The sequence below is a fragment of the Pseudidiomarina insulisalsae genome (assembly GCF_003987065.1).
GTDB lineage: Bacteria > Pseudomonadota > Gammaproteobacteria > Enterobacterales > Alteromonadaceae > Pseudidiomarina > Pseudidiomarina insulisalsae.
In genome coordinates, this window is record NZ_PIPY01000005.1 from 1 (window position 1) to 12555 (window position 12555).

General features: G+C 48.6%; 10 protein-coding genes and 1 pseudogene. 7 read left to right on the plus strand and 4 right to left on the minus strand.

Annotated elements, in window-relative coordinates:
* Positions 1 to 176: 176 nt before the first annotated feature.
* Positions 177 to 470: a hypothetical protein gene (locus CWI71_RS05345; RefSeq protein WP_126754247.1), complete on the plus strand. Its 294-nt coding sequence runs from the start codon at positions 177 to 179 to the stop codon at positions 468 to 470.
* 340 nt (positions 471 to 810) lie between these two features.
* The gene (locus CWI71_RS05350) at positions 811 to 1047 is read left to right on the plus strand and encodes a hypothetical protein (RefSeq protein WP_126754248.1); all 237 of its coding nucleotides are present in this window, start codon (positions 811 to 813) and stop codon (positions 1045 to 1047) included.
* A gap of 1 nt (position 1048) precedes the next feature.
* Here the strand turns inward: CWI71_RS05350 and CWI71_RS05355 are convergent.
* Both CWI71_RS05355 and CWI71_RS12070 read right to left on the minus strand, forming a co-directional pair.
* A pseudogene (locus CWI71_RS05355) lies at positions 1049 to 1480 on the minus strand (integrase core domain-containing protein); the annotation flags it as partial.
* A complete protein-coding gene (locus CWI71_RS12070; RefSeq protein ID WP_198678747.1) occupies positions 1429 to 1665 on the minus strand; it encodes a hypothetical protein in 237 nt (78 codons plus the stop codon). The pseudogene CWI71_RS05355 and the gene CWI71_RS12070, both read right to left, overlap by 52 nt.
* 22 nt (positions 1666 to 1687) lie before the next feature.
* On the opposite strand from CWI71_RS12070, the gene CWI71_RS05360 reads away from it, so the two are divergent.
* The 3 genes from CWI71_RS05360 to CWI71_RS05370 all read left to right on the plus strand — a co-directional run bounded on the left by CWI71_RS05360 (position 1688) and on the right by CWI71_RS05370 (position 5032).
* A complete protein-coding gene (locus CWI71_RS05360) occupies positions 1688 to 1939 on the plus strand; it encodes a hypothetical protein (protein WP_126754249.1) in 252 nt (83 codons plus the stop codon).
* Between the two features lie 301 nt (positions 1940 to 2240).
* Positions 2241 to 4373, plus strand: a complete 2133-nt coding sequence (locus CWI71_RS05365) for a DEAD/DEAH box helicase (protein ID WP_126754250.1) — start codon at positions 2241 to 2243, stop codon at positions 4371 to 4373.
* 32 nt (positions 4374 to 4405) lie between these two features.
* Positions 4406 to 5032 carry a DUF2290 domain-containing protein gene (locus CWI71_RS05370; RefSeq protein WP_157981068.1) on the plus strand — a complete coding sequence of 209 codons (627 nt, stop codon included), beginning with the start codon at positions 4406 to 4408 and terminating at the stop codon, positions 5030 to 5032.
* Between the two features lie 71 nt (positions 5033 to 5103).
* Here the strand turns inward: CWI71_RS05370 and cysN are convergent, their stop codons facing one another.
* Positions 5104 to 6996 carry a sulfate adenylyltransferase subunit CysN gene (cysN, locus tag CWI71_RS05375; protein WP_126754252.1) on the minus strand — a complete coding sequence of 631 codons (1893 nt, stop codon included), beginning with the start codon at positions 6994 to 6996 and terminating at the stop codon, positions 5104 to 5106.
* Complete coding sequence (cysD, locus tag CWI71_RS05380; RefSeq protein ID WP_275069789.1) at positions 6996 to 7949, minus strand: sulfate adenylyltransferase subunit CysD; 954 nt, start codon at positions 7947 to 7949, stop codon at positions 6996 to 6998. The genes cysN and cysD overlap by 1 nt, the downstream gene beginning before the upstream one ends.
* A gap of 255 nt (positions 7950 to 8204) precedes the next feature.
* Between cysD and galE the strand changes: the two genes are divergently transcribed.
* The gene (gene galE, locus CWI71_RS05385) at positions 8205 to 9212 is read left to right on the plus strand and encodes a UDP-glucose 4-epimerase GalE (RefSeq protein ID WP_126754253.1); all 1008 of its coding nucleotides are present in this window, start codon (positions 8205 to 8207) and stop codon (positions 9210 to 9212) included.
* Between the two features lie 361 nt (positions 9213 to 9573).
* A complete protein-coding gene (locus CWI71_RS05390) occupies positions 9574 to 12354 on the plus strand; it encodes a sensor domain-containing phosphodiesterase (RefSeq protein ID WP_126754254.1) in 2781 nt (926 codons plus the stop codon).
* Positions 12355 to 12555 lie beyond the last annotated feature (201 nt).

A 12555-nucleotide genomic window follows, 5' to 3' on the forward strand; every position in this document is an offset into this window, starting at 1 on the left:
TCATGGCAACAAACTTGGCTTTCTCTTGCGGAGTATAACGACGACGACGTTGTTCGCCAGTAAAAATTTCAATGCGCTCCATAGACACTCCTTAAAGATAGGTCTAAGCCTATCGCTTAACTAATGAATGTCCGTTTTAAATGGGGGCTATTACAAAAAACAAGATGGAGAAATGAATGGAAGAGAAAGAGTTAAATCAGTCCCAGTCAGTTGAAAATGGCATTGCTGATGGCCCTAAAGTCTTGGCGTTTCTTTTTTACTTAATTTCCATATGTACTTTGGCATATGCTTTTGTTCTGGGATACCAAGACCCTAGTTATAGCACAGAGATTGTGGGCGGAGACGCATACAACTACATAATATTCACCAACCGGGCATTAATTTTTGCTACGTGTGGCGTCGCATCAGCGATTATCGGTTTGGGAGGTCAGCTTGCCGGGATAATGTCGATTCTAAATAGTCAAAAATGACGTTACATCAGTCTTAGTTAACTGGCTGTGTGCTCGCTGACACTTATTAATTGGTCAACTATGCAAGTTTCAGAATAAAGCGGTTCTACCCCGTTTCTACGGACGGCTTACAGGGGTAGAACCCATTACACCTCTGAAAATCAGTGCCTAGGTGTAGTTTTTGCTACGCATACTCTTATATGCCGATCCGCATATCGGAAATTGCATTACTGAAGCTGGTCGCAAATTAGACACCTTCTCATTGTTTTTGTTAGAAAGTATTGCCATCTTTGCTATGTATAGATTTTAAGTTTCTGATTTTTCCATGCGAGATAAGGTTTAGGTACTTAAGGACAAGAACATGATCATGACGAGCGTCAGGTTAAAATTGCTCAATTATGTGCAAAAGAAATCCCCAGAGAGGTTGCTTTGGACATTAGCTTTCGTCGCCGGAGCGGCATATGGGCTGGCGTACCTTATCGATATCGCGGGTAATCTTTCAATTTCCAGCCTCGCCAAAGTGCTGAACCCTCTCGCTGGTTTTATTCTTCTTGTTGGCCTGCTGCAATACATTGTGCGTGATATCAACCGCGAGTGACCTAAATGTTCACATGAGCTTGAGCTGGTTCAAATGAACTTGCCACTTTGATAGCGCGATACTCTCGTGGTGACATCATTTTTAATCCGCTGTGCGGATGGTAATTATTGTAATCCTCGAACCAGTCAGCCAACTGAGCCATTACCGTTGCTGCGTCTGGTCGGTCATTCATGTAGACATAATCACGTTTAAAGGTCTTTACGAACGCTTCAGCCATGCCATTACTCTGTGGGCTGCGAACCGGCGTCGTACATACCTTAAAGCCCAGTGCTCTGGCGAACTGCCGGGTTTCATCGGCAATATAGCAACTGCCGTTATCGGTCAGCCACTCCAGCTCTCTTGGTAAGACAGAAGTATCGCCAAAGCGCTTTTCAATGCTTTCTAAGAGTACATCCTGCACCATTGTGGCGCTAATGTCTTTGGTGGTGGCAACAGTAATTCCATCTCGGCTTCAGCAATCGCGCTCAGACCGTTGGTGCTTTTGCGAAAATCAACCGGCTGTTTATATAAATTAATGGCCGAAAGCTCGACGAACATCTTCATGCCGCAAGCGACTTCACCAGTTGAGCCAGCCAGTGCGGTTCGACATGCGGTAGCAATATCAGCTCCAGGCCCCACAGTTTAGCGTCCGAGCATCCTGGTGGCCTTACAGGACCTGCTGCGCCTGAACAAAACCGATCGGGTGCTCTTCGAGCAATTCGCGACGCTGTTTGGTAAAGTACGCCGGGTTAAATTAACGCTCAGCGCAAAATGCTTCCTGGGTTTGGCCGCCTTGTTCAAACGCCTCAAAAAGCTCAAATCATTGTGTGTGGCTGCTATGGGTACGATTCGTAAATCGGCTCGTTGCCTGGAGCGTGGTGACAAATTAGGCCATCTACAATATGCTGTCTAGGTGTGGTTGTAGCTACGTTTACGAAAGAACGATCTCTGATGATGCAGGGCGTTGTTCCCGGCTTGGCGGAGTGCGTGAAAGACTTTGTATTACTCTAAACGTAGCTTTCGATTAAATATTGGTAGAGTGCTGTTGAAAATCTTTATTTCGACTGTTTTTGCATATAATCTAAAATCCGGTAGCACACAGTTAACTCCGGATAGTCCCGGGGCCATACTTTTTCAGAGTATTAACATGTATATCGCTTAAGAAGATCATAGTGCGTTGGTTGCTAATCAAAGACTTCTAGTAAGGGTGCAAATTGATAAAAGTTATATGGGGCTCCAATAGAGATGCCCCACAAACATCGAAAATTCTAGCTGATAAAGTTGCCGGTCTAGGTGATATTGAAGGTTATTTGTATATAGGTTACCCGATAATTGGTACCCCCTCAGGAGCGATGAAATGCGACGCGCTTTTGGTGACAAAGACTCACGGCCTCGTTGCTTTTGACTTAGTCGAAGGTAGTGAACTGGGAGATTATGTTGGGCGCCAAGATGCATTGGCGACGATGCTTGAAGTCAAACTTAAGCCATTTCCAGAATTAAAAAATAGAAGGGAGCTAAAGTTTAGCGTTAATACCGTGACTTTTGCTCCCATTGCTAGAGGGCTGCCTGAAAATAGCGACCTTGATACTCATATCGCATCGGAAGATAAACTTCTTGAAGTTTTAGACAACTTTCAATGGAATTGTGATAGCGATGTTTTTTCACATTTAATCGCAGCTATCCAGCTTGTAACAAGCCTTCGAGGAGGGGCTTCCAAGCGCCACGTCGAGAAAGAAAATTCTTTAGGAGCAAGGCTGAAAAAGCTTGAAGAGACCATCGCTAATTTAGATCAGCACCAATCTGAAGCGGTAATTGAAAGTGTCGATGGTGTACAAAGAATAAGAGGACTGGCGGGCTCGGGAAAGACAATCGTACTTGCATTAAAAGCATCTTATCTGCACGCACAAAACCCAGACTGGAAGATTGCTGTAACATTTAATACTCGCTCACTCAAAGAGCAGTTTAAGCAGTTAATTAATAACTTTACAATTGAACAAACGGGTACTGAACCAGACTGGGAGCGCTTATATGTTATGAATGCTTGGGGAGCTCCAGGCATCCCAGATAATGACGGAATGTATCATAGGTTTTGTCTTGAAAACGAATGCACTTATTTCGATTATCAATCAGCGAAGTATAAGTTTGGAAACGACAGAGCGTTTGAGCGAGTCTGTGAACTTGCACTTACAGAAAGTAATGAACATCAGAGCCCAACTTTTGATGCGATTTTAGTTGATGAAGCGCAGGACTTTCCTTCTACGTTCTTGCGCTTATGTTATGAATCCCTGAAGAAACCAAAACGCTTAGTATATGCATACGATGAGCTTCAAAATTTAAATGGAACGTCAATGGCTCCACCCGAAGACATCTTCGGAACTGATAAGGATGGTAATCCAAAAGTCACTTTAGATACTGTAGCAGAGGGAATGGGCAAGCAAGATATAATACTTGATAAGTGTTACCGAAACTCTCGACCAGTCTTAACATCGGCGCACGCTCTGGGGTTTGGAATCTATAGAAATGAAGGGCTAATTCAGCTTTTTGACCAAGATAAGTTGTGGGAGGATGTTGGGTACACCGTGACTGATGGAGTCCTTGCTGGAGGTGAGGAGCTTACATTGGAGAGACATGAGAGTGCAAGTCCGGCATTCCTTGAAACCCATTCAAAATTAGACGAGTTGATTGATATAAGAGTTTTCGAAGACAAAAAGCAGATGAACTCAGCACTTGTTTCTGCTGTACGTAAAAATGTAGAAAACGATGAGTTAAGACCACAGGACATATTGGTTATAAATCCCGATCCATTTACGACGAAAAAGAACGTTGGCCCAATAAGAGGAAGACTAGCAGAGCTTGGAATCTCATCTGAACTTGCTGGAGTCAGTACATCTCGCGATGTCTTCAAACGTGATGGAGCGATAACCTTTACTGGAATATATCGAGCAAAGGGAAACGAGGCCGGAATGGTTTATGTTATAAACGCTCAGGATTGTAACAGTGCGTATACGCCGTCTCAACTTGCTTTGGCACGGAATCGTCTTTTCACCGCGATCACAAGAAGTAAGGCATGGGTGCGAGTTTGGGGTTTTGGGCCCAAAATGGAACAGTTAAAAGAAGAATGGCTCAAACTAAAAGACAATTCGTTTCGTCTCCGCTTCCGCTACCCAACTATTGAAGAGAAATCAAAATTAAGGTTGATAAATAAAGATATTAGTAACAAAAGTAAAGAGCCCCCCCATAAATATAAAAAGATTCTGGAAGAATTGAGTGTTGCGCTAGAGCGCGGCGATGTTTCTATCGACGAAGTTCCAGAGGCTTTAGTTAAGCAAATAAAGCTGTTCGAATGAACCTTCGGCAGGTTACGGAACAGTGTACTACGATGATTACTAGACTTACTACTGGTAGTCTTAGTGTACAATTCAAGTTTCCGTCAGAGAAACGTAGCGGTGATCTTATTGAGTATGGGGGATTAAAAGCACTGCGAGAATCTGCAGTGATGAAGTCAATACCTTACAAGGACATCTATGATAGCCTTATTGAAAACGATGCGTTTCACGTCAAGTTGATTGATGGTTCGTTGATGAGCTTTCAATACGCTTTTTTTGCAAATAGTGGAAAGCTAGCAAAACATAGACTTTTATTTTTTCCTAGCCCGAAACTCCCAGAGTATGACAGTAATTACAAAGATTACCTCGAAAATGATTTGTATATTGACGCAATGGAGCCGTCTCTGGTCAAATTTCCAGTTAGGTTTGACTTCGATCCCAAATACCAAAAATCACCATTTCACCCAGCATCACATCTTACTCTAGGTCAATATAAAAACTGCCGCATACCTGTATCAATGCCTGTGAGCCCTAGAAAGTTTACGCTTTTCATCATTAGGAATTTTTACCATACAAACTACCGACAATATAAAAATATGTACGATAAAAAAGATAAGTTTGTTACTCCAGTGGGTACGATTACAAGTTTAGAGCGAGATATTAGCCATTTTATTTTGTGATTTCCCCCATTCGACATTTGTCTCCTGAAGGTTATTATCTCAAAAAAAACTCTAATTAACTCTGTGTCAGTTTAGGGGGAGTGGACATACCCCCGCTCCCGCAAATACCCAACTACAAGCTCAACCGCATCCTCCACACGCATCTCACTCATATCCACCCGCAGCTCTGGCTGCTCAGGCGGCTCATAAGGCGAGCTAATGCCGGTAAAGTTAGCAATCTCTCCCCGTCGCGCCTTGGCATACAGTCCCTTACTGTCGCGCTGCTCGCAAACCGCAAGCGGCGTATCGACAAAAATCTCCACAAACTCGCCCTCTTGCACTAACTCGCGCACATAGTCACGGTTGCTGCGCAGCGGCGAGATAAACGCCGAAAGCACAATGGTGCCGGCGTCGACAAACAGCTTGGCCACCTCGCCAATGCGGCGGATGTTCTCAATGCGATCGGCCTCGGTAAAGCCTAAGCCGCGGTTTAAGCCGTGACGAATGTTATCGCCATCAAGCAGGTAGGTATGTTTTTCTAAAGCCAGCAGGCGCTCCTCGACCGCGTTGGCAAGGGTCGACTTGCCCGCGCCCGACAAACCGGTAAACCACAAAATAACCGGCTTTTGTTGCTTAATGGCCGCGCGCTGCGCTTTGCTAACGCTCGGCTCCTGCCAGGTCACCGGGCCTTTTCGCGGGGGCGTTGCCAGCTCGTTATCCGCCAGCGGCTTTTCGATTATGCCGGCGGCGACGGTGGCGTTGGTCTGCTTATCTATCAGAATAAAAGCGCCGGTCTGACGGTTTTGCTTGTAGCTGTCAAACACCAGCGGGCGCTGCGCCTGCAAATCCACCAGGCCAATTTCATTGAGCCCCAGTTGCTGCGCCTCCTGCTCTTTTAAGGTATTCATGTCAATGCGATAACGCACCCGCTCTGGGGTGACGGTAGCGCTCTGACTGCCCATTTTCAGCAGGTAATCGCGCTCGGTTTGCAGCGCGTCTTCGTGCATCCACACCAGCTTGGCGCGCAATCGGGCGCTGGTGTAGGGCAGGGCGTCTTTCTCGACCAGCATGTCGCCGCGGCTGATATCCAGCTCGTCGTTGAGCGTCAGCGTGACCGCCTGCGGTGCCTGCGCGCTTTGCAGCTCGCCGTCGAAGGTCAGAATGCGCGAAATGCTGCTCAGCTGACCTGAGGGCAGCACGCGCACAGTGTCGCCCACCTTTACCTCGCCCGAGGCCAGACTACCGGCATAACCGCGAAAGCCTGGGCCATCACCAAAGTTCGCGCGGTTCACCCATTGCACCGGAAAGCGCATGGCATTGCTTTTCGGCCGTTGAATGGGCAGCGTCTCAAGATACTCCAGCAGGGTGCGACCGCGAAACCAGGGCGTATTCGCACTCTTTTGCACCACGTTGTCGCCGTGCAGGGCGGCTACCGGCACAAAGTGAATGTCGGGAATGTCTAACAGCCCGGCAATTTTCAAATAGTCCTGCTGAATGTCTTTGTAGCGCGCCTGTGAAAAGCCCACCTGATCCATTTTATTGACCGCCACAATAATGTGCTTAATGCCGAGCGAGCTGACAATAAAGCTGTGGCGCTTGGTTTGCGCTTGCACGCCTTTTTCGGCGTCAATCAGAATAACGGCCAGATCAGAGGTGCTGGCGCCGGTGGCCATGTTACGGGTGTACTGCGCATGACCGGGGGTGTCGGCAATAATAAATTTGCGCTTGTCGGTGGCGAAATAGCGGTAGGCCACGTCAATGGTAATCCCTTGCTCGCGCTCGGCCTGTAAGCCGTCGAGCAGACTGGCGAAGTCGAGGTCGTCGGTAATTTGATCATCATACAAGGCCTGCGCGTCGTGCAGCAGACGGCCGATGAGGGTGCTTTTGCCGTCGTCGACATTGCCACAGGTAATAAAGCGCAGCAGCTCTTTTTGTTCGTGCTGGCGCAGGTAGTCGTCGATGCCAGGCCCGTGTGTTGTACTCATCAAAAGTAGCCCTCCTGCTTTTTCTTCTCCATAGAGCCGGCGCTGTCGCGGTCTATCACGCGTCCCTGACGCTCGGAGGTGGTGGCCTTGAGGGTTTCTTCAATAATTTCAGGCAAGCTGGTGGCGCTCGACTCGATGGCGCCGGTCAGCGGATAGCAGCCTAAGGTGCGAAAGCGCACCATTTTGGTTTGTGGCTGCTCGTTTGGACGCAGCGGCATGCGCGCGTCGTCGACCATAATTAAGGTGCCGTCGCGCTCGACCACCGGGCGTGGTTTGGCAAAGTAGAGCGCGGGAATTTCAATGTTCTCGGCGTAGATGTATTGCCAGATATCCAGCTCGGTCCAGTTGCTGAGCGGAAACACGCGGATGCTTTGTTGGGGCTTAATGCGGGTGTTGTAGATGTTCCATAGCTCGGGGCGCTGGTTGCGCGGGTCCCAGCGTTGCTGGGCATCGCGAAAGCTGAAAATGCGCTCTTTGGCCCGTGACTTTTCTTCGTCACGGCGCGCGCCACCGAACACGGCGTCGAACTGATGTTTCGTTAGCGCTTGTTTCAGCGCCTGGGTCTTCATAATGTCGGTGTGTGTTGCGCTACCGTGCGTGAACGGGCCGACGTTCTGCTTGATGCCTTCCGGATTGGTGTGCGTGAGCAACTGAAAGCCGTGTTTTGCCGCCATGCGATCGCGAAAGGCGATCATTTCTTTGAACTTCCAGGTGGTGTCGACATGCAGCAGCGGAAACGGAATTTTCGCCGGCGCGAAGGCTTTGCGCGCCAGATGCAGCATGACCGAGCTGTCTTTGCCCACTGAGTAGAGCATGACCGGCCGCGCAAACTCCGCCACCACCTCTCGCATAATGTGAATGGCTTCGGCTTCAAGCTGCTGTAAATGAGTCAGGCTGGCGGTCATAACGTGCTGCGCTGGTTGTTGTTTTGGTTTGCCGACATCATACCCCAGCGTTGGCGTGCGCGGCAATTGTGTTGATGCCCCCGCGCCATTTTTGGCGGCGCTGCGGATGCGGGTTGTGGATTGTGGGGGAAGCTGTGGGGCTCACTCGGGTGGTTGGTACATACACCGAGCGGGTGGCGGGTTGGGCCCGTAGTAGAACTACGGGCTACATTGAGAATGAGGTGACGTTTAAGAAGTGCGCAATTCTAAAATTTTGTGTTAAGTTGTTGGAATGTTATTTGTTTTCAGCAGCAAGGAACGTAAATGATCTTGGTGACGGGCGGTGCAGGCTACATCGGTTCTCATACCGTTGTGGAGCTAGTTCAGGCTGGTAATGATGTGCTGGTCATCGATGATTTGTCGAACGGTTCACGCACCAGCTTAAAGCGCGTTGAGCAAATCACGCAGAAGCCGGTGAACTTTGTTCAGGGTGATAGCGGCGATAAGGCTTTGCTGCGCAAGATTTTCTCGAATCACTCAATTGACGCGGTTATTCATTTCGCCGGTTTTAAGGTGTTAAACGAAAGCGTTGATGAACCGCTTAGCTACTACCGCAATAACTTCTGTGGCACGGTTGCCTTGTGCGAAGTGATGCAGGAATTTGGCGTGAAAAAGATGGTGTTTTCATCATCGGCAGCCGTGTATGGAACACCTAATAGCGTGCCTATTCGCGAAGACTTTCCCACCGGTGGCACTACCAATCCCTACGGCACCTCAAAATACATGGTCGAGCGTTTGCTTGCTGATATTTGCACAGCGTACCCAGAGTGGTCAGTAACTGCCTTGCGCTATTTCAACCCCGTCGGTGCGCATGAATCGGGCCTCATTGGTGAAGACCCTAACGGTATTCCCAACAATTTGGTTCCTTATATTGCTCAGGTTGCGGTGGGTAAGCTGCAAGAGCTTAGCGTTTTTGGCAACGACTACCCAACAGCTGATGGCACCGGCGTGCGTGATTATATTCATGTGGTTGATCTGGCGCGTGGGCATCTGGCTGCATTGGACCATATGACCCGCGGCTTCGACGCGGTGAACCTTGGTACCGGGCAGGGCGTGTCTGTGCTTGATATGGTCAAAGCCTTCGAGGCCGCGTCTGGCCGCTCCGTTCCCTGCAAACTAGTCGACCGCCGCCCCGGCGACGTCGGCGAGTGCTACGCCGACCCCAGCTACGCCTACGAGCGTCTAGGCTGGCGCGCCGAACTCACCCTCGACGACATGCTGCGCGACACCTGGCGCTGGCAGTCGCAAAACCCGGATGGTTATGGCTTGTAGCCCGCAGTTCTATTGCGGGGGAAGCTATGGGGCACACTTGGGTGGTTGTAATGTACACCGAGCGTGTGGCGGGTTGGGCCCGTAGTAGAACTACGGGCTACTCCTTGGGGCAGCGGCACTGAACCTGCAACTAGCGCTTTGATCTTATTCTTTTTTGATCAAAAGAATCAATAACCCCGTAAGCAAAGTGGATACTATGCTGTTCATCGGAAATAAGCAGAACGCAGCCGCTTATTTGTTTGGTTTGAAGCAGTAAAGTCTAATTTAGATATAGCTAATGAGCCGGTGCACCGAACCCTGACGTAGGCAACTACAACCAACGTGCTCGGTAGTCTTAGTCAGACAACAGAGGGGAGTATCTGTGCAGCAACACTCGCATGTATTCAAGGATGAGAACGAACTCAAAGTCTTTATTGAAGCCAATGCTTTGGATAGCTGCGATGGCTTATTGCAGATCCTGTCGGGGCTTGGGCGTACGGAGGTCGCGCCATTACTGGGAATGATCAAAAGCCATCTGCCGGGTTTCTCGATATTCGGCGCCTCGACCGCCGGCGAGATTATTGAGGGAAGCACGACTGAAAAAACATTGCTGCTAAACTTCATCGTATTTGAGAAAGGGACATCAGCCAGCCTCATCCGGCTGGAAAACCACACTCAGGAGCAGTTCTCTGTCCTCAAAGAACAGCTACGTGGCCTCAGTCCCAAGGCTATGATTATGTATACGAACCCCCTCGAAGATAGCCCGGAGCGATTTTTAACGGAACTCAAACAGTGCCTGCCGACAACGATTATTGCTGGCGCGAATGCTGCTGATAACTTTGCGTTTACTGAAACCTACACTATTTACCATGAACAAACCTTTACGACTGGCTCAGTTATCGCTGTTTTGTCGGGTGAACACTTAATGGCCAGACAAGAGTTTATGAACGGTTGGAGTGGTATTGGTCCGCAGTTCACCGTCACCAAGGCTGAGGATAATGTGCTTTATGAGTTAGACAACATGCCTTTGCTCACGGTTTATGAAAACTATCTGGGGCCACGAAGCAGAGAAAGCTTACCCGAGAGCGTGATGGAGTTTCCGTTTCTGGTGATACGGAACAAGATGAATGTTCTACGCGCCGCTATCGGCTTTGATGGTGAGGATATTATTTTTGGGGGGAAGTTTGAGGTTGGCGATAAAGTCATGCTTTCTTTTGCTGATCCTCACGAGCTGTTAGCCAGTACGCCAGAATTTGAGGCGACACCGAATGTGGCTACGCTAATATTTTCATGTGCTGCCAGAAAGTCATATCTCGATAAAGATATCGATCTGGAAATGGCTAAGATTGGGTCCAAATTAAAGGCTAGCGGCGGTTTTTTCTACGGTGAGTTTTATACCGATGACAGCGAATTTTCCTTACTAAACCAAAGCACGACCTTACTGTTCTTATCTGAGGGACATGAGCTGCCCGTCGCCCGTTCAGCGGGTATGAAGAAAAATTTAGAACCCAGCAAATTAAAGTCATTGGCGCACTTGGCCCGGACCACGGGGCAGGAGCTGGGGGAGACGGTCTATTTTCTCGAGCAGCAACAAAAAGCCCTGAACTATAACTCCATTGTGTCTATTACTGATCCGCACGGCGTTATCACCTATGTAAACCCTAGGTTCGAAGAGGTAAGTGGTTACAGCCGCAGCGAGTTAATTGGCAGTACTCACGCAATGGTGCGCCATCCGGAGACGAGTGGTAAATTATTCGCTGACCTGTGGCGCACCATTAAGAATAAGAAACCCTGGAAAGGGCTTATAAAAAATAAATGTAAAAGTGGTCGTTCCTATTATGTTCAGACGGTGATTGTTCCCATTCTTGATGAAAATGACGTTATTAAGGAATTTCTGAGTATAAGAAATGATGTCACCAATATTGTTGAAGCGCGACGCACCATTAAAGAGCAAACGCACGATCCCCTGACCGGGCTGCCAAACCGCGTCAAGCTAGTGATGGATTTGAAAAAGAAAGATACTAGTAAGGTTGGCGTTTTTGATGCGCGGAACTTCAAAACTATTAATGAGTATTGGGGCATCAGCCACGGTGACCAGTTAATTAAAAGCATTGCTGCAGAGCTGACAAAAGCTGCTGAAAAATACGAGCTTCGGGTGTATCAGTTATCCGGCGCGTCGTTTAGTGTCAGAATGAACGCTGGCAGTGATGAGTCGCAGTTTGATGCGATCTGCGAGAAGCTAAAAGCCGAGCTTGAAGAAATTGTTTACCAGGTTGAAGATGACCTTCACGAAGTTTTCTTTTGTGTGGGCATCGGCGACTCTTACGCCAAGTCAATGATATTGGCTGAAAGTGCGCTCGATGACGCCAAGGCCAATTATTACGGCTCATGGGTTGTTTCAAAAACGGAACAAGATAACGTGAAGTCCTCGTATTTTTGGATTGAAGAGGTCAAGTCGGCTTTAAAAGAGGATCGACTGCTACCTTTTTTCCAGGAAATTAGCTCGGTCAATCAGTCTGGCTCAATACGCAAATTCGAGGCCTTAGCGCGCATTAAAACGCAAAGCGGCGAAATTATTAGTCCGGGGGCCTTTCTTGATTCGCTTAAAAAAACGCCTTACTACGGAGAGCTTACGCGCAAAATCTTTAGCAAGGCGATGGCGATGGTAGCTGATTATGATTGCAAGATATCAATTAACTTGTCGCTTCGCGATATCCTGAACCACGCTACCACGGAGTTTATATTAGAGGAGCTACGCCGCAAGGGCGGCGAGCGGGTAGTTTTTGAAATAACCGAAACTGAAGCCATTCAGGAATTCGCGGCCGTCAAAGAGTTTTTCGAGAGTATCCGCGAGGCGGGCGCCGCGATTGCAATTGATGACTTTGGCAGCGGCTATTCTAACTTTGCTTACCTGGTCGAGCTTAAACCTGAGTTTATAAAAATTGACGGTTCAATTATTAAACTAATTGCCGCGGACGACAGCAGCCGAAAAGTTACTAAGAGTATTATCGAAATGGCGCACAGTCTTGGCATTAAGACCGTCGCCGAGTTCGTCAGCGACGCCGAGATCTACAAAATACTGGAATGGCTCAATATCGACTTTGTGCAAGGCTTCCACATATCCAAACCCCAGGAAACCCTTGCCGGCGTGAAGCGCCGGTAGCCGTAGCCCGCAGTTCTACTGCGGGGGGAGCTGTGGGGCACACCCGGGTGGTTGTAATGTACACCGCGCGTGTGGCGGCTTGGGCCCGTAGTAGAACTACGGGCTACGTTTGTTGATAAGTTCGCGGGCGACGGTTTTGTTGATTGTGCCTTGGTTCTGTACGCCCAGCGCGCCGGCTTGTGTCCATATGGTTTCATGCAC

Bases quoted from the DNA above. Each gene is read 5' to 3' on its own strand.
- CWI71_RS05345 (WP_126754247.1), top strand. From the start codon at position 177: ATGGAAGAGAAAGAGTTAAATCAGTCCCAGTCAGTTGAAAATGGCATT.
- CWI71_RS05350 (WP_126754248.1), top strand. From the start codon at position 811: ATGATCATGACGAGCGTCAGGTTAAAATTGCTCAATTATGTGCAAAAG.
- CWI71_RS05370 (WP_157981068.1), top strand. From the start codon at position 4,406: ATGATTACTAGACTTACTACTGGTAGTCTTAGTGTACAATTCAAGTTT.
- cysN (WP_126754252.1), bottom strand. From the start codon at position 6,996: ATGAGTACAACACACGGGCCTGGCATCGACGACTACCTGCGCCAGCAC.
- galE (WP_126754253.1), top strand. From the start codon at position 8,205: ATGATCTTGGTGACGGGCGGTGCAGGCTACATCGGTTCTCATACCGTT.